The following is an 18,198-nucleotide window of genomic DNA, read 5'->3' as shown; positions in this document are numbered from 1 at the left end:
GCCTGAGCCGGCGGCATGGGTGACCGAAAGCGGCGCAGCAAACCGGGGGCGGGCGGCATGGTCTGCCGCCGGTTCGGAGTTTGACGGAGGAATCTGCTGATAGTGGGGGGTCGGGGGCGCGAGCGGCGCCGATTGCAGGCTGCGGACGCTACCATAATTAATTTGCGGCGTTGTTCCGCAGGGGCGAACAGGAGGGGTGCAATGACCGAGGGTTTGCGGGTTCCGGATGCAGTGTCTTTGCCCGAGTTGACCGTGCGCGGCGTGTTGCTGGGCGCGGTGATCACGGTGATTTTCACGGCGTCCAATGTGTTTCTGGGCCTGAAGGTCGGGCTGACCTTCTCCTCGGCCATTCCGGCCGCCGTGATATCGATGTCGGTGTTGCGCATGTTTCCGGGGGCCAACATCCTCGAAAACAATATGGTCCAGACCCAGGCTTCGGCAGCCGGCACGCTGTCTGCCATCATTTTCATCCTGCCGTCGCTGGTGATGCTGGGCCATTGGCAGAACTTTCCGTTCTGGCAGACCCTGGCCATCTGTGCCGCAGGCGGGATGCTGGGGGTGATGTTCTCCATTCCCTTGCGCCATCTGATGGTGGTCAAGAGTACGCTGCCTTACCCGGAGGGCGTGGCGGCCGCCGAGATCCTTCGGGTGGGCAGCAGCGCCCGGAGTAGCACGCCGGACGGCCTGGCCAAGGAAGGCGCCACGGGCATGGGCGACATTCTCGCTGGCGGTGGCGTGGCCGCGCTGGTGAGCTTCGCGGCCAGCGGCTTGCGCCTGCTGGGCGAATCGGCCAGTGGCTGGTGGTCGCTGGGGGGCGCCGTGTTGCGCCTGCCGATGGGGTTTTCGCTCGCCTTGCTGGGGGCCGGCTATCTGATCGGGATCGTAGCCGGCCTGGCCATGCTGACCGGGCTGCTGATTGCCTGGGGCGTGGCCGTGCCGGTGCTGACGCTGCAGTCTGCGCCGGCGGTCGGCCAAAGCCTGGCTGAGTTCGGCACCCATATCTGGAGCACGCAGGTGCGCTTCATCGGCGCGGGCGTGATCGGCGTGGGAGCGATCTGGACGCTGGCATTGCTGTTCATGCCCATGGTGCGCGGCATGGCGACCATGTTCGGATCCATGACCGAAAGCGGTCGGCCGCGCGGCGAGACACCGCGCACCGAGCGCGATATGCCCGGCATCTGGATCGCCTTGCTTACGCTCGTGCTGGTGGCTGTCCTGGTATGGGTGTTCGCGGCATTTCTGGCCGATGCGCCGCCTGCGCAGGGCCAGCTCTGGCAACTCGTGACCTATGCGGTGCTCTTTGCCTTTGTGTTCGGTTTTCTGGTGGCGGCGGCCTGTGGCTACATGGCCGGGCTGGTGGGGTCCTCGACCAGCCCGATTTCGGGCGTGGGCATCGTGGCCATCGTGCTGGTGTCCATCCTCATGGTGGCCACGCATCAGGAGGACGGTCTGCTCTCCACCCCGCAAGGGTTGCAACTGGCGACGGCGCTGGCGATCTTCACGACGGCGGCCGTGATCGCCGTGGCCTCCATTGCCAATGACAATCTTCAGGACCTGAAAACCGGTTGGCTGGTGGGGGCCACGCCGTGGCGCCAGCAGGTGGCGTTGCTGATCGGCTGTCTGGTCGGTGCGGCCGTCATCTCGCCGGTCCTGGACCTGCTTTACAACGCCTATGGGTTTACCGGCGCTTTGCCCCGCCCCGACATGGACCCGGGCCGCGCCCTGTCCGCCCCCCAGGCCTCCCTCATGCTGGCCATTGCCCGCGGTATCTTCCTGCACGACCTGAACTGGCTCATGATCCTGATCGGCATGGGGATAGGGGTCGCGCTCATCCTGGTCGACCAGTTCCTGAAGCACCATTGCCGGGTGGCCCGCCTCCCGGTGCTGGCGGTGGGCATCGGCATCTACCTGCCTCCCTCGGTCAACGCGCCCATCGTGGTGGGCGCCATCCTGGCCTGGGTGCTGACACGGATGTTGCAGCGCCGGGCGCAGGCGCAGGGCGTGCCTTACGCAGAGTATGCGGTCTCGGCCAACCGGCGCGGCGTACTGTTGGCATCGGGCCTGATCGTGGGAGAAAGCCTGGTTGGCGTGCTCATGGCCGCCATTATCGGCGCCTCGCGCCAGGAGGCGCCCCTGGCGCTGACCGGGCCGGGCTTCGCCACGACGGCCCAATGGCTGGGCCTGGCGGTGTTTTCTCTGGTCGTGGTCGGTTTCGGCCGGCGGGTGCTGGGCGCACGCAAGGCGGCGGGTTAGGGCTGGACCGTCGTATTCTGGCCACCCTGCCGCCTGCGCGGCGCCGGAAAACCTGGCGCCGCGAGATGTGTTCATGATGCGGTGTGTACGAGTTGCGTAGGCGCCCGTAGCGCGAGGTTTGCTGCGGGGGCTTCGCGCCACGGCCTTCCCGGCAGCCTGGTTTTGCCGCAGTGCCGCATGATTGCAGCAAGACGGGGCAGGGCCGAAGGGGTATACTCGTAGGACCGGCTTTCAAGGCTTGTACGCGCCTTCTGCCCCTGCTATCCGCTAACCGGGAAGCCCGTGTCGCGGAAGGTTTTCCTGCATCGATTACGAGTGAAGCGCTCGTCAAGGTGAAGCGACGTTATGTCTACGGAATCAGAATCCCTTTCTACCTCCTATCTGTTCGGCGGTAATGCGCCTTATGTCGAGGAGCTCTATGAAGCTTATCTCGACAACCCCGGTTCAGTACCGGATAACTGGCGCGAGTACTTCGACCAGTTGCAGCACACGCCGGCAGCCGACGGGCAGGAATCCACGCGCGATCAGGCGCACGCCCCCATTGTCGAATCGTTCGCGCAGCGCGCTCGTGCCAATGCCTTCGTGCAACGCTCGGTCGAGCCCGATCTGTCGGTGGCCTCCAAGCAGGTGTCGGTACAGTCGCTGATCGCGGCCTATCGCTCGCTGGGTGTTCGCTGGGCCGACCTCGATCCGCTCAAGCGTCAGGAGCGTCCGCCGATCCCCGAACTGGATCCGGCCTTCTACGGCCTGACCGAAGCCGACCTGGATCAAACCTACTCGGCCACCAATACCTACTTCACGACCGCCAGCACGATGACGCTGCGCGACATCCTGAAGGCCCTGCGCGATACGTACTGCCGCTCCATCGGCGCGGAATTCATGTATGTCTCCGATCCGGCTGCCAAGCGCTGGATCCAGCAGCGCCTGGAGTCGACGCTGTCGGCGCCGACGTTCTCGGTCGAAGAAAAGCGTCGCATTCTGCAGCAACTGACCGAGTCCGAAGGGCTCGAGCGTTTCCTGCATACCAAATACGTTGGCCAGAAGCGTTTCTCGCTCGAAGGCGGCGAGAGCTTCATCGCCTCGATGGACGAGGTCGTGAACCACGCCGGCGACAAGGGCGTCCAGGAAATCGTGGTCGGCATGGCCCACCGCGGCCGCCTGAACCTGCTGGTCAACATCATGGGCAAGATGCCCGGCGATCTGTTTGCCGAATTTGAAGGCAAGCACGCCGAAGGCCTGACCGACGGTGACGTGAAGTACCACAACGGCTTCTCGAGCGATGTCTCGACCCGTGGCGGTCCCGTGCACCTGTCGCTGGCGTTCAACCCCTCCCACCTGGAAATCGTCAACCCCGTCGTCGAAGGCAGCGCCCGCGCGCGCCAGGAGCGTCGTGGCGATCCGGAAGGCAAGCAGGTGCTGCCGGTGCTGGTGCACGGCGACGCCGCTTTCGCCGGCCAGGGCGTGGTGATGGAAACCCTGAACCTGGCCCTCACGCGTGGCTATGGTACGGGCGGCACGCTGCACATCGTCATCAACAACCAGATCGGCTTCACCACCTCCGACCCGCGTGACTCGCGTTCGACGCTGTATTGCACCGACGTGGTCAAGATGATCGAAGCCCCGGTGTTCCACGTCAACGGCGACGACCCCGAAGCCGTGGTCTTCGCGACCCGTCTGGCGCTCGACTTCCGCATGGAGTTCGGCCGCGACGTCGTGATCGACATTGTTTGTTTCCGCAAGCTCGGCCACAACGAGCAGGACACCCCGGCGCTGACCCAGCCGCTGATGTACAAGCGCATCGGCAAGCACGGCGGCACGCGCAAGCTGTACGCCGACAAGCTGGTCACGCAGGGTGTGCTGGCCGAGGGCGACGCCGACCAGATGGTCAAGGATTACCGTCAGCTGATGGAAGACGGCCAGCGCACCATCGAGCCGGTGCTGACCGACTACAAGAGCAAGTACGCGATCGACTGGTCGCCCTTCCTGGGCGCCAAGTGGACCGACCAGGCCGACACCGCCGTGCCGCTGGCCGAGCTCAAGCGTATCGGCGAGCGTCTGACCACGGTGCCGGAAGGCTTCACGGTGCACCCGCTGGTCGCCAAGCTGCTGAACGACCGCCGCAACATGGCCAAGGGCGAGCAGAACCTCGACTGGGGCATGGGCGAGCATCTGGCCTTCGCCACGCTGGTGGCCTCGGGCTATGCCGTGCGCATCACCGGCCAGGACTCCGGCCGCGGCACGTTCACGCACCGTCACGCCGTGCTGCACGACCAGAACCGCGAGCGCTGGAACGACGGCACCTATATTCCGCTGCAGAACGTCTCGGAAGGCCAGGCGCCGTTCACGGTGATCGACTCGGTGCTGTCCGAAGAGGCCGTGCTCGGTTTCGAATACGGCTACTCGTCGGCCGAACCCAACACCCTGACCATCTGGGAAGCGCAGTTCGGTGACTTCGTCAACGGTGCGCAGGTCGTCATCGACCAGTTCATCTCCTCGGGCGAAGCCAAATGGGGTCGTCAGTCGGGCCTGACCCTGATGCTGCCGCACGGCTACGAAGGCCAGGGCCCGGAGCACTCGTCGGGCCGCATCGAGCGCTTCCTGCAACTGTGCGCAGACCACAACATCCAGGTCGTTCAGCCGACCACGGCTTCGCAGATCTTCCATCTGCTGCGCCGCCAGATGATCCGTCCGTTCCGCAAGCCGCTGGTGATCTTCACGCCGAAGTCGCTGCTGCGCAACAAGGACGCCGGCTCGCCCCTGACCGAACTCGCAGGCGGCAGCTTCCGTCCGGTCATCGGTGAACTGGACGACTCGATCAAGGCTTCTTCGGTCAAGCGCGTCCTGGCATGCTCGGGCAAGGTCTATTACGATCTGGTCAACGCCCGCAAGGAGCGTGAGGCGGATCACATCGCCATCGTGCGTGTCGAACAGCTCTATCCCTTCGCCCACAAGGCGTTCGAGACCGAGCTGCGCAAGTACCCGAAGGCGACCGAAGTGATCTGGGTGCAGGACGAGCCGCAGAACCAAGGCGCCTGGTTCTATGTCCAACACCACTTGTACGAGAATATGGCCGAAGGCCAGAAACTGGCCTACGCCGGCCGTCCCGCATCGGCTTCGCCGGCCGTGGGCTATCTGGCCAAGCACCAGGAGCAGCAGAAGGCGCTCATCGAGCAGGCTTTTGCTTCCAAGTACAAGGGCTTCATGCTGACCAAGTAAGCACCGGTCGCTGACAACAGAACACGCATTTAACGGAATTCATCATCATGGCTATTACTGACGTCGTCGTTCCCCAGCTTTCCGAATCGGTTTCGGAAGCCACCCTGCTGAACTGGAAGAAACAGCCTGGCGCTGCGGTCGAGGCCGACGAGATCCTGATCGAGATCGAGACTGACAAGGTCGTGCTCGAAGTGCCTGCCCCCTCGTCGGGCGTGCTGGCTGAAATCGTCAAGGAAGATGGCGCCACCGTCACCTCGGGTGAGCTGATCGCCCGTATCGATACGGCTGCCAAGGCCGCTGCCGCGCCGGCCGCCGCCGCTGCCGAACCGGCCGCCGCTGCCCCGGCTGCCGCTGCCGCCGCCCCGGCTGCGGCCAGCAACGCCGCTGCCGGCGTGGCTTCGCCGGCCGCCTCGAAGATCCTCGCCGAAAAGGGCGTGGATGCCGCCAGCGTGGCGGGCACCGGCCGTGACGGCCGTGTCACCAAGGCTGACGCCATGTCCGCCAGCGCCGCGCCCAAGGCCGCCGCCCCGGTCGCCCCGCCCACGCTGTCGCTGGACGGCCGTCCGGAGCAGCGTGTGCCCATGAGCCGCCTGCGTGCCCGCGTGGCCGAGCGCCTGCTGCAGTCGCAACAGGAAAACGCCATCCTGACGACCTTCAACGAGGTCAACATGCAGGGCGTGATCGACCTGCGCAACAAGTACAAAGAGAAGTTCGAGAAGGAACACGGCGTGAAGCTGGGCTTCATGTCCTTCTTCGTCAAGGCGGCAGTCGCTGCCCTGAAGAAGTACCCGGTCCTGAACGCTTCGGTCGATGGCAAGGACATCATCTACCACGGCTACTTCGACATCGGCATCGCCGTGGGCAGCCCGCGCGGTCTGGTGGTGCCGATCCTGCGCAACGCCGACCAGCTGTCGATCGCTGAAATCGAAAAGGGCATCGCCGACTTCGGTCAGCGCGCCGCAGCCGGCAAGCTGGGCATTGAAGAAATGACCGGCGGCACCTTCTCGATCTCCAACGGCGGCGTGTTCGGTTCGATGCTCTCGACCCCGATCATCAACCCGCCGCAATCGGCCATCCTGGGCGTGCACGCCACCAAGGAGCGCCCGGTGGTCGAGAACGGTCAGATCGTGATCCGCCCGATCAACTACCTGGCCATGTCCTATGACCACCGCATCATCGACGGCCGCGAAGCCGTGCTGGGCCTGGTCGCCATGAAGGAAGCGCTGGAAGATCCGCAGCGCCTGCTGCTGGACCTGTAATCCGGCTGGGGCGGCAATCATGCCGCCCCGCGCGCATCTGAAGCGCGCGGCGGCCCTGACGGGCCGTCTTTCTTCCTGTCCCTAATCGAGAACACTATGTCCAAACAATTTGACGTCGTCGTCATCGGTGCCGGCCCCGGCGGCTACATTGCCGCGATCCGCGCCGCGCAACTCGGCATGTCGGTGGCCTGCATCGACGCCTGGCAAAACGGTGACGGCGGCGCTGCTCCCGGCGGCACCTGCACCAACGTGGGTTGCATCCCGTCCAAGGCGCTGCTGCAGTCTTCGGAAAACTACGAAGGGGTCAAGCACCACTTCGCCGATCACGGCATCGAAGCCAAGGATGTCAAACTGAACCTCGACAAGCTGATCGGCCGCAAGAACACGGTCGTCAAGCAGAACAACGACGGCATCCTGTACCTGTTCAAGAAGAACAAGGTCACGTTCTTCCACGGCAAGGGCGCCTTCGCCGGCAAGGTCGACGGCGGCTGGGCCATCAAGGTCACCGGCACTGCCAACGAAGACCTGGTTGCCAAGCATGTCGTGGTCGCCACCGGTTCCTCGCCGCGCGAACTGCCGGGCCTGCCGTTCGACGAAAAGAACGTGCTGTCCAACGACGGCGCGCTCAACCTGTCGGCCGTGCCCAAGAAGCTGGGCGTGATCGGCGCGGGCGTGATCGGCCTGGAAATGGGCAGCGTGTGGCGCCGTCTGGGCTCCGAAGTCACCGTGCTGGAAGCGATGCCGGAGTTCCTGGCTGCCGCTGACCAGCAAGTGGCCAAGGAAGCCCTCAAGGCCTTCACCAAGCAGGGCCTGGACATCCAGACCGGCGTGAAGATCGGCGAGATCAAGGCGGGCGCCAAGTCCATCACGATCCCCTACACCGACGCCAAGGGCGCCGAGCACAAGCTGGTGGTCGACAAGCTTATCGTCTCGATCGGGCGCGTGCCGTACACGGGCGGCCTGGATGCCGACAGCGTGGGCCTGAAGCTCGACGAGCGCGGTTTCATCGCCGTGGACGACGATTGCAAGACCAACCTGCCCAACGTGTGGGCGGTGGGCGACGTGGTGCGCGGCCCGATGCTGGCGCACAAGGCCGAAGAGGAAGGCGTGGCGGTGGCCGAGCGTATCGCCGGTCAGCACGGTCACGTGAACTTCGCGACCGTGCCCTGGGTCATCTACACCTCGCCCGAAATCGCCTGGGTCGGCAAGACCGAGCAGCAGCTCAAGGCCGAAGGCCGCGAGTACAAGGCGGGTTCCTTCCCGTTCATGGCCAACGGCCGTGCGCGCGCGCTGGGCGACACCACGGGCTTTGCCAAGGTGCTGGCCGACGCCAAGACCGATGAAGTCCTGGGCGTGCACATTGTCGGTCCGATGGCCTCGGAGCTGATCTCCGAAGCCGTGACCATCATGGAGTTCCGTGGCGCCGCCGAAGATATCGCGCGCATCTGCCACGCGCACCCGACGCTGTCCGAAGCCGTCAAGGAAGCCGCCCTGGCGGTGGACAAGCGCGCGCTGAACTTCTGATGCCGCGCGCCGGGCGCAGCAGCGGTATCGGCTGCCCCGGCGTTTCGATGTGCCGCGACGCCGCCAATCCGACAGGGTTGGCGGCGTTCGCATGCTGGCGTGCCGCCAGGAAGCCGAGATGAACGTCCGCGAATATTACGAACACGCCCTGGCCGAACGGGGTTATCAGCCCGACGAGGCCCAGCTGAAGGCGATCGATCGCCTGCAGCGTTACTACGACGATTGGGTGCGCTTCAAGTCGATGCGCTCCAATGCCCTGAAGAAACTGCTAAACCGGCCCGAAGTGCCGCGCGGCGTCTATCTGTGGGGAGGGGTGGGGCGGGGCAAGAGCTTTCTGATGGACGCGTTCTACGCCACCGTGCCGGTGCAACGCAAGACAAGGCTGCACTTTCACGAGTTCATGCGCGGTGTCCATCGCGAGTTGGAAAACGTCAAGGGCATGCAGGATCCGCTCGACGAGGTTGCCCGGCGCGTGGCCAAGCGCTATCGCCTGATCTGTTTCGACGAGTTCCACGTCTCCGATGTGGCCGATGCCATGATTCTGCACCGGCTGCTCTTCAAACTGTTCGAGTACGGCACGTCATTCATCATGACGTCCAACTACGAGCCGTCCACGCTGTACCCCGAGGGCTTGCACCGCGATCGTATCCTGCCGGCCATTGCACTCATCGAGGCGCGCATGGACATCATGAATGTGGACGCGGGCATCGATTACCGGCGTCGTTCGCTCGAACAGGTGCAGTGTTATCACTCGCCGCTGGATGAGGCGGCGAGCCAGGCGTTGCAGCAGGCTTTCAACCAGCTGGCCGATACGGCGCCCCAGGAGCCGTTGCTGCATATCGAGCATCGCGAGATACGGGCCGTGGCGCTTGCGGGTTCGGTGGTGTGGTTCGACTTCGCCACGCTTTGTGGCGGCCCGCGTTCTCAGAATGATTACCTCGAGTTGGCCAATCGCTTCCACGCCGTGATTCTGTCGGACGTTCCGCGCATGGGGCCACGCCAAGCCTCCGAGGCCCGCCGCTTCACGTGGTTGATCGATGTGTTCTATGACCACAAGGTCAAACTCATCATGTCGGCCGAGTGTCCCGCCGAAGAGCTGTACACCGAGGGCGTGCTGGCCAATGAATTCCATCGCACGGTGTCGCGCATTCTCGAAATGCAGTCCCGCGAATACCTGGAGTCCGAACGGCGCCAGGCAGGAATTCTGTAAGTTTCCGACACCCCGTTCGCGGGGTGTTGTTTTTTGGGCGGAGCAGGGGGGCGGATAGGGCCTATATATTGATAATGCAAGTGATTATCAATAACATGCCTGTTTTGGTCGTTATCTTGCAGCTATCCCTGTGTCCGCGCATGTTTCTTTCCCCACCGTGACGCCAGCGGCCAGTGCGCCGCTTGAAGGCCTGTACCGGGAGCATCGTCCCTGGCTGATGGGTTGGTTGCGGCGGCGGGTGGACAGCCCGCAGCAGGCCGAAGACCTGAGCCAGGATGTTTTCATGCGCATTCTGCAGGGCCGCAAGGTCGTGCGCGCCGATCAGGCCAGGGTGTTTCTGGCCACGATCGCCCGGGGCCTGGTCATCGACTACCGTCGCCGCAACGCCCTGGAGCAGGCCTGCCTCGACTATCTGGCCAGCCTGCCGCAAGGCGCAGAACCTTCTCCCCAGGAGCGCATGCAGTTGATGCAGACGCTCTGCACCCTGGACCGCATGCTCGCCGAACTGCCGCCGCGCGTGCGCCAGACCTTTCTGCTGTCGCAGATCGATGGGCTGGCTTATGCCGAGATCGCCGCGCGCCTGAATGTCTCGCTCAGCTCGGTGCAGCAATACATGATCCGCGCCATGACCGCCTGCTGCGAGGTCTTCCATGAGTGAGGCGGCACTTCGCCGCGAGGCGATTTCCTGGTGGGTCTGCATGCAGTCCGGCGCGGCGACCGAGCAGCAGCGCGCCGAGCTGGAGGCCTGGTTGCGCGCCGACGCCGGGCATCGGCAGGCCTGGGAGCGTGTGCGGGCAGTCGAGCGCGGCATACGCCAGGTGCCGCCAGCGCTGGCGCATGCCGCGTTCACGCCAGTGCGCCGCCGCACGGTGTTGCGGGGCCTGCTGGGTCTGGGAGTCGGGGCGCTGGCGGGTTGGGGCGTCTATCGCCACGCCCCGTGGCAGCATCTGGTGGCGGATTTCGGCAGTCCCGTAGGGCAGACCCGTCACGTGGCCCTGGGGTCCGGGGCCTCGCTCATTCTGGCCAGCGATACGGCGCTGCGGGTACGGCAGCAGGGCGGTGGTCACGCCGTGCACTTGTTGCGCGGCGAGGTGCTGGCCGATGTGCGTTCGGCGCCGCTGTGGCTCGATACCGGCTTTGGCTTGCTGCATACCGAGCAGGCGCGCTTTTGCGCGGCACGCGGCGAACGCGGCTGCCGGGTCGAGTTGCTGGAGGGGGGATTGGCCGTCGATCACGGCGAGCTGCAGCAACGGCTGTCCGCGCCTCAGGGGCTGCGTCTGGGGCGGGCGGGCGGACTGAGGCTGCAAGCCGTGGATGCCGACGCCGCGGCCTGGGTGGACGGCCTGGTGGTCGCCCAGGATTGGTCTCTGGATCGTCTGGTGTACCGGCTTTCGCGGGCCAGGCATGGCGTCATTCTCGTCGACGATCGGGTGGCCGGATTGCGCGTGTCGGGCGTCTTTCCGCTTTATGACGCCGAGCGTGCGCTGGCCGCGGCAGCGCGGTCGCTGCCGATTCAGATCGAGCGGCGCAGCCGCTTCTGGCTCAGTGTCGTGCCGGCCTGATTCGACGACTCAATCAGTTACAAAAATTCTGCCAGGGACACTGCAGATTGGCCGTCCTGCTTCGGACTGTCTTATGAATCCGCCAGTTTTGCTACAGGAGCCATTTGCTTTGTCCACTTTGTCCGACTCCCCCGCCTGGCGCCAGCGCCTGGCATGCGGTGTGCTGAGCAGCGCGCTGGCCGGCGCCGGCGCACTGAGCGCCCAGGCCGCGCAGGCCCAGGCAGCCGTTGCGAGCTACGATATCCCGGCAGGTCCGCTTGCAACGGCCTTGACCCGGTTTGCCCATGCTGCCGGGGCGGTGCTGTCTTTCGACCCGGCGCAATTGCGGGGCCGCACCAGTTCCGGCCTGCAAGGCCAGTATGACGTGGGCGGGGGGTTTGCCGCCTTGCTGGCCGGCAGCGGGCTGCAGGCGCGGCGGGCCGCCGACGGCGTCTGGACCCTGCAGGCGGTGCCGTCCGTCCAGGGCGCGCAGACCTTGGCGCCGATCACGGTGCGGGGCAGCAGCAATCCCAATGACCCGACCGACGGCTATGTGGCCACCGCGATCGTCAGCGCGACGCGCACCGACACGCCGTTGATCGAGATCCCTCAGTCCGTGTCCGTGGTCACGCGCGAGCAGATGACGGAGCAGGGCGCGCAGACGCTCAACCAGGTGTTGCGCTATACCTCCGGCGTGGCGACCGAGACGCGCGGGGCCACGGCCACGCGCCTGGATCAGTTCACCGTGCGCGGCTTCTCGGCCTCGACCTATCTGGACGGCATGCGCGTCTTTGGCGGGCGCGATGCCTTGCCGCAGGTCGATGCCTATCGCCTGGAGCGCGTCGATGTGCTCAAGGGCCCGTCGTCGGTCATGTATGGCCAGGGCGGGCCGGGTGGGGTGGTCAACCAGGTCAGCAAGCGCCCTACGCTGGAGCGCCAGAATGAGGTCGAGGTACAGGCGGGCAATTTCGACCTGCGCCGCGTCAACATGGACTTCGGCGGCGCGCTTGATGAGCAAGGCACCCTGATGTACCGGATGACGGGGTCGGCCTATGGTTCGGACGGCCAGCTCAAGCACACCAAGGAGCGGCGCTATTTCGTGTCGCCGGCCTTCACCTGGCAACCCAGTGCCGACACCAGCCTGACCATACTGACCAACTTCCAGCACGATCCGGATATGGGCTCGTATGGCGCCGCCTCGGCGATGCGCACGGTGCTTTCGGCGCCGGACGGCCGCAAGCTCAAGCCCAATTACTACGACGGCGACGCCAACTTCGAAAAGAGCGACCGCAAGAGCTATTCCTTGGGGTACGTGTTCGAACACCGCTTCAACGATACCTTCAAGGTCAGCCAGAGCCTGCGCTACCAGCATGCCGAAGGGGTGTATCGCAGCGTGTATGGCAGCAGCTCGCCTTACTACGGCTACACCGGCCCGGACTATCGTTATCAGCAGCGCGCCGCCATCGCCACCGATGTGGATGTCGATGCCTTCACGCTGGACAACAACCTGCAGGCGCGTTTCGATACGGGCCCGCTAGCGCATACTTTCATCACCGGCTTCGATTACCAGCACGTGCGCACCGACACCTTGTCGGGCTCCGGTTCGGCGCCGCCGATCGATGTCCTCAATCCGAACAATCGCATGCGCATCCCGGTGCCGGCCTTCACGTCGGATCAGACCCAACGCCAGGTGCAGACCGGTCTGTACGCACAGGATCAGATCAAGTGGGACAAGCTGTCGCTGTTGCTGGGCGGACGGTATGACTGGGCCCGTACCCACACCGGCACCGACAACCTGCAGCGCGGCACCCACAGCAGCTCGGCATTGTCGGCCGAGGCGTTCACGGGCCGCGCGGGCCTGATCTACAACTTCGACAATGGCCTGGCACCCTATGTCAGCTACAGCGAGTCGTTCGAGCCGCAATCCGGCACAGGCTGGAATAACGCGACCTTCAAGCCCATCGAGGGCAAGCAGTATGAGATCGGCCTGAAGTATGAGCCGCCGGGGGCCGACACCATGGTCACGCTGGCCGCCTTTGATCTGCGCCGCCAGAACATGCTGACCACCGACCCCAATCCGGATCACATCTGCGGCACGGGCCGCTGCTCGATCCAGGCGGGCGAGGTCCGCAGCAAGGGGATCGAACTGGAAGCCAAATCCCAGCCCATCCGCGGGCTGGCGGTGACGGCGGCCTACACCTACCTGGACAACAAGTACACCAAGGCCAATGCCGATCTGGTGGGCTTCAACCTGAAAGGCAAGCGCCAGGCCGGTGTGCCCGAGCACAACGCGTCGGTGTGGGCGCGTTATCAGCTGCAGGAAGGGCCGCTGTCGGGGCTGGGGGTCGGGGCAGGCGTTCGCTACCTGGGCTCGACCTGGGGCAACTCGGCCAACACCTACAAAGTGCCATCGGCCACGTTGGTGGATGTCATGATCGACTACGACCTGGGGCGTCTGACGACGTCGCTCAAGGGCATGCAGGTGGCGCTCAATGTCTCGAACCTGTTCGACAAGGAGTACGTCGCGTCGTGCCTGAATGATGCCTGGTGCTGGTTCGGTTATCAGCGCACGGTCAAGGCCAGCCTGCGCTACCGCTGGTAAGCCCGTCGCCCATCCGGATGGCTATCCGGATGGGCGGCGCCGGCGGTGCTCCCCCGGGCATGGCCGCAGCCCCGATTGCGCTCATGGATGGCTCTACTATCAAATACGATTAGGAATTATTATAATTTGCAGGTTTTTTTGCTGATGCAGCGGGTATCGGCAATCTTTTTCTGGAATGACGTGAAAGCTCCTAATTCGGGCGCGGCGATGCTGCGCTACCGGTTCGCCGTGGCCTCGCGTGCCCTGGCGGCCATAGGCGGCGGCTACGCCCTGGCGTCGGCTGCAGCGGCCTGCCTGGCGGTATGGCTGCCCATGTCCCGCGTGGATGCCGTGGTGACAGCCCAGATGCTGGCCTTTGTGGTCTATGCCTGCGGCGTGATCTGGGTCTTTGCCACTTACAGCGCCTGGCGCGCCTGGGGCGGGATCATGGTGCCCACGGCGCTGCTGGCCCTGCTGTACTGGATGGGCGCGAAATGAGTGATGCGGTAAAGACGCCGGCAGCCAGTGCGGGAAGGTTGGCGACCCCAGCCGGCAAGCCCGCTTCGGGCAAGGGCCGGGCGGCACGGCCGGCGCAGGCCGAAGGCCTGCGTCAGGCGATGTCCTGGCTGCACACCTGGTCCGGCCTGCTGTTCGGCTGGGTGTTGTTCGCGATGTTCCTGACCGGCACGCTGGCTTTCTTCCGGCCCGAGATCACACGCTGGATGCAGCCCGAGATCACGGCCCAGATGGTGCCGCCGGCCAAGGCGGTGGAAACTGCCGAGCGCTATCTCAAGACGCATGCCACGCAGGCGACGCGTTGGTTCATCAACGTGCCCAGTGAGCGTGAACCCTGGGTCAGCGTGTCGTATCAGATCCCCAATCCGGCGCCGGGCGAGCGCGGCTTCAAGCGTGTCATGCTGGACCCCGATACCGGCCAGGAGATCTCGGCGCGCGCCACGCGCGGGGGCGACTTCTTCTACCGTTTTCACTTCGAACTCGAAGTGGGCTACCCGTGGGGCCGCTGGCTGGCGAGCGTCGCCGGCATGTTCATGCTGCTGGCGATCATAAGCGGGGTGATCACCCACAAGAAGATCTTCACCGACTTCTTCACCTTCCGGCCGCGCAAGGGCGGGCAGCGCGCCTGGATGGACGGGCACAACGTGTTGTCTGTGCTGGGCCTGCCGTTTCATCTGATGATCACCTTCAGCGGCCTGGTGCTGTTCATGGCCATGTTGATGCCGGCCGGCATCATGGCGGCTTACGACAACGAACGCGCCTATTTCGACGAATTGTTTCCCTCGTTCGCGGTAACGCCGCCTCAGAAAGTGCCGGCGGCACTCACGCCGCTGGTGCCCCTGCTACAGCAGGCCGAGTCCATCTGGGATGGCGGCAAAGTGGGCCGCATGACGATCAACCATCCGGGCGATGCCGGGGCGACGGTGAGCGTTTCTCGGTCCAATACCGACCGGGTTTCTTATGGGCGCATGGCGCCGGTGCTGACTTTCAACGGGGTCTCGGGCGAATTGCTCAAGCGCCATGATGGCGATGGCGCGGTTGCGGTCACGGCCGGCACCATCGTGGGGCTGCACCTGGGCCTTTATGCCCAGACAGTGTTGCGTTGGCTGTACTTCCTGGTGAGCATGGCCGGCACGGCCATGGTCGCCACCGGGCTGGTGCTCTGGGTGGCCAAGCGGCGCCAGAAACAACCCAAGGGCGAGACGTTCTCGCTGCGTCTGGTCGATGCGCTCAATGCCGGCACCATCGGCGGCGTGTGCCTGGGAGTGGCGGTGTTCTTCCTGCTGAACCGGCTGCTGCCGGTGGACCTCGCCCAGCATGCGCAATGGGAAGTGCGGGGGTTCTTCCTTGCGTGGATATTCGGCCTGGCCTATGCCTTCGTCCGCCGGCGCGCCAAATGGCGCGACCTGATGGCCTTGACCGCAGCCGCCTTCGTCCTGGTGCCGCTGGTCAATGCGTTGACTTCGCCGCGTCACCTGGGCCAATCGTTGTCGGCCGGTGATTGGGTCATGGCCGGCTTTGATCTGAGTTGCGTGGCCACGGGTCTGTTCTTTGCCTGGGTGGCGCATCGCTGCGCCCGCCGCTTGGCGGCTCCGGCGCTACAACCCCGCCGCGCGCCGCGCGCGGCCATGGAGAGCTGAGCATGAACCTGATGGCTTTTTTCCTGGCCTTTGGCGGCTTTGCCGCCTTGAGCCTGGCGATGGAACGCCACTACGAAGACGCCTTTGATCGTACGCTGTCGCGCACGCACCAGCGTATCTTGCGTGCCCTGGGTGCCGTGGCGCTGGGGTTGTCGTTGTGGAGCTGCGCCTTGGCCGATGGATGGTCCTACGGCAGTATCCAGTGGATCGGCCTGCTGACGGCGGCCGGCCTGCTGTTGATCTGGATCCTGACCTACGCCGCGCGCCTGGCCTGGGGGCTGGGCGGCGCTGCGGCTGGCGCGGCCCTGTTGCTGGCTGCCTTCGGTTGACACGTTACACTGCAAGCTTGTTCCGTCCCTGCAGCTTACGTTACGTGCCATGACTACTCGCGTTCTTACTGGTATCACCACCACAGGTACTCCTCATCTCGGCAACTATGCGGGCGCCTTGCGTCCGGCGATCCGTGCCAGCACGCAGCCGGGGGCTGACGCCTTCTTTTTTCTGGCCGACTACCACGCGCTGATCAAGTGTGATGATCCGGCACGCGTGGCCCGCTCGCGCCTGGAAATCGCCGCGACGTGGCTGGCTGCCGGCCTGGATCCCGAAAAAGTCACCTTCTACCGTCAGTCGGATATTCCCGAAACGACGGAGCTGACCTGGCTGCTGACCTGTGTCACGCCCAAGGGCCTGATGAATCGCGCTCATGCCTACAAGGCCTCGGTGGATCAGAACAACGCCAAGGGCGTGGAGCCCGATGATGGCGTGACCATGGGCTTGTTTTCCTACCCGGTGCTGATGGCGGCGGACATCCTGCTGTTCAACGCGCACAAGGTTCCGGTCGGGCGCGATCAGGTGCAGCACCTGGAGATGGCGCGCGACATCGCCCAACGTTTCAATCATCTTTACCAGGGGGATTTCTTCGTGCTGCCGGAAGTGCAGATCGAGGAAGACGTGGCGACCTTGCCGGGGCTGGACGGGCGCAAGATGTCCAAGAGCTACAACAATACGATTCCGCTGTTCGAAGGCGGCGCAAAGGCTTTGCGTGCGGCGGTGTCGCGCATCGTGACCGACTCGCGTCAGCCGGGCGAGCCCAAGGATGCCGAGGATTCGCATCTGTTCACGATCTACCGCGCCTTTGCGACGCCGGCGCAGGCCACGGCGCTGCGTGAGCAACTGCAGGCAGGCATGGCCTGGGGCGACGCCAAGAACGCACTGTATGAGCTGCTTGAGGGCATCGTGGCCCCCATGCGCGACAGGTACGATGCCTTGATGGCCAACCCGGATCAGATCGAAGACATCCTGCAGGCCGGCGCGCGCAAGGCGCGTGAGCATGCCCGTCCACTGATGGCCCGGCTGCGCGATGCCGTGGGTCTGTCGCGCCTGGGCGCCGCACCGGTGTCGGCCGCCGAGAGCAAGAAGCCGTCGGCCAAAGGCGCGCGTTTCGTCAGCTTCCGCGAGCAGGACGGCAGCTTCCGGTTCCGTCTTCTGGCCGCCGATGGCGATGAGCTGCTGGTCTCCAAGCCTTTTGTCGACCCCAAGGCGGCAGGCACGGTGATCAAGCAATTCCCTGAGGGCGAGGTAGTGTTGGCCGATAGTGGCGACGTCACCCTGGAAGGGGCCGTGGTCGCGCAGGCCTGCGCAGGGGTGGATGAAGTCCGCATCCGCCTGGCGCTCGCCAGCCTGGCGGGCTGACTGCCATCTGCGTGACCCCTGACAGCTGCCTGCGGGCAGCTGTTTTCATTGGGCGGGCGCCTGGCTGCCGTGGCCGTTCGTGCAGGCGCGGCGGGGACTGCACGCTTGCGACGCGCCGGGGCATGGGTATCGCCCGAGTCCCGGAGCGCTCAATCAGTCCCGTACCTAGCGGGCCCTGTCCGTGCTGGCGCGGGCGGCGGCGGCGCTGCGATTCAGGGCGGCGGCCAGCGTGGTTTGCAGATCTGCCGGGAACTCGGCCAGAAAGAGCTCGGCCACGGTGGACTCGTAGATTTTCCACATCTTCCTGCGCAGGGCCCGGCCTTCTTTGGTGATCGAGGCGAAGGCGGCGCGGCCGTCGTCGGCACTGCGGCTGCGCGTGACCAGGCCTTCCTTTTCCAGGCGGTCGATCAGCCGGGTGAGGTTATAGCGTTCGATGGCCAGGGTGTCGGCCAGCTCATGCATGCGGCGAGTGCCATCGGGCCCGCTTTCCAGACCCCAGAGGGCGTCGTACCAGGCGTAGCCAGGCAGGCCGGCGGCAGCCAGGCGGCGCTCGATCTCGCGGATCATGAGGCGGTGCGTGCGCACGAACGCGTACCAAAGATCGGGCTCTTTCGCCGTCATCACACTGTTCCTGTTGCGTTGCGGGTGGCAAACGGGATTCTAGCTCATGCCATATGGTTGCAAATGCTATGATTGCAAATGCAACTCTATGGGATGACCTTCCCATCGCGAGTTTTCCCGGCCGCCTCGAACGACGGCCTGTTAT

General features: G+C 65.0%; 13 protein-coding genes. 12 read left to right on the top strand and 1 reads right to left on the bottom strand.

All coding sequences use genetic code 11. From position 1 onward, the window contains the following. Positions 1 to 201 precede the first annotated feature (201 nt). From A7V84_RS20410 to A7V84_RS20355, 12 genes are all read left to right on the top strand, one after another. Positions 202 to 2,253 carry an OPT family oligopeptide transporter gene (locus A7V84_RS20410; protein WP_033533955.1) on the top strand — a complete coding sequence of 684 codons (2,052 nt, stop codon included), beginning with the start codon at positions 202 to 204 and terminating at the stop codon, positions 2,251 to 2,253. A 345-nt stretch (positions 2,254 to 2,598) separates the two neighbouring features. Continuing rightward, a complete protein-coding gene (locus A7V84_RS20405) occupies positions 2,599 to 5,469 on the top strand; it encodes a 2-oxoglutarate dehydrogenase E1 component (protein ID WP_025517738.1) in 2,871 nt (956 codons plus the stop codon). A 47-nt stretch (positions 5,470 to 5,516) separates the two neighbouring features. Beyond that, positions 5,517 to 6,728 (top strand): 2-oxoglutarate dehydrogenase complex dihydrolipoyllysine-residue succinyltransferase, encoded by a 1,212-nt coding sequence (gene odhB, locus A7V84_RS20400; protein ID WP_025517737.1) that lies wholly within the window; start codon positions 5,517 to 5,519, stop codon positions 6,726 to 6,728. Positions 6,729 to 6,824: 96 nt separating this feature from the next. After that, a complete protein-coding gene (gene lpdA, locus A7V84_RS20395; RefSeq protein ID WP_025517736.1) occupies positions 6,825 to 8,252 on the top strand; it encodes a dihydrolipoyl dehydrogenase in 1,428 nt (475 codons plus the stop codon). 118 nt (positions 8,253 to 8,370) lie between these two features. Further along, entirely contained in the window at positions 8,371 to 9,462 is a 1,092-nt protein-coding gene (gene zapE / locus A7V84_RS20390; protein ID WP_025517734.1) for a cell division protein ZapE, read from the top strand. A gap of 130 nt (positions 9,463 to 9,592) precedes the next feature. After that, positions 9,593 to 10,120, top strand: coding sequence for a sigma-70 family RNA polymerase sigma factor (locus tag A7V84_RS20385; protein WP_063939940.1), 528 nt, complete (start codon positions 9,593 to 9,595; stop codon positions 10,118 to 10,120). After that, positions 10,113 to 11,024, top strand: a complete 912-nt coding sequence (locus tag A7V84_RS20380) for a DUF4880 domain-containing protein (RefSeq protein WP_082832993.1) — start codon at positions 10,113 to 10,115, stop codon at positions 11,022 to 11,024. The genes A7V84_RS20385 and A7V84_RS20380 overlap by 8 nt, the downstream gene beginning before the upstream one ends. Positions 11,025 to 11,133: 109 nt before the next feature. Next, positions 11,134 to 13,605 carry a TonB-dependent siderophore receptor gene (locus tag A7V84_RS20375; protein ID WP_063492070.1) on the top strand — a complete coding sequence of 824 codons (2,472 nt, stop codon included), beginning with the start codon at positions 11,134 to 11,136 and terminating at the stop codon, positions 13,603 to 13,605. 180 nt (positions 13,606 to 13,785) lie between these two features. Beyond that, entirely contained in the window at positions 13,786 to 14,082 is a 297-nt protein-coding gene (locus A7V84_RS20370; RefSeq protein WP_025517728.1) for a DUF3649 domain-containing protein, read from the top strand. 119 nt (positions 14,083 to 14,201) lie between these two features. Further along, a complete protein-coding gene (locus tag A7V84_RS20365; RefSeq protein ID WP_063492594.1) occupies positions 14,202 to 15,740 on the top strand; it encodes a PepSY-associated TM helix domain-containing protein in 1,539 nt (512 codons plus the stop codon). A 2-nt stretch (positions 15,741 to 15,742) separates the two neighbouring features. Beyond that, positions 15,743 to 16,069, top strand: a complete 327-nt coding sequence (locus tag A7V84_RS20360) for a DUF3325 domain-containing protein (RefSeq protein ID WP_025517725.1) — start codon at positions 15,743 to 15,745, stop codon at positions 16,067 to 16,069. Between the two features lie 49 nt (positions 16,070 to 16,118). Then, on the top strand, positions 16,119 to 17,432 hold the full coding sequence (locus tag A7V84_RS20355) for a tryptophan--tRNA ligase (RefSeq protein ID WP_025517723.1): 1,314 nt from the start codon (positions 16,119 to 16,121) through the stop codon (positions 17,430 to 17,432). Between the two features lie 165 nt (positions 17,433 to 17,597). On the opposite strand, the gene A7V84_RS20350 is transcribed toward A7V84_RS20355, so the two are convergent. Continuing rightward, the gene (locus A7V84_RS20350) at positions 17,598 to 18,053 is read right to left on the bottom strand and encodes a MarR family winged helix-turn-helix transcriptional regulator (protein ID WP_025517722.1); all 456 of its coding nucleotides are present in this window, start codon (positions 18,051 to 18,053) and stop codon (positions 17,598 to 17,600) included. Positions 18,054 to 18,198 lie beyond the last annotated feature (145 nt).

The sequence above is a fragment of the Bordetella trematum genome (genome assembly GCF_900078335.1).
GTDB lineage: Bacteria > Pseudomonadota > Gammaproteobacteria > Burkholderiales > Burkholderiaceae_B > Bordetella > Bordetella trematum.
This window is presented reverse-complemented; position numbering and strand designations above follow the sequence as displayed.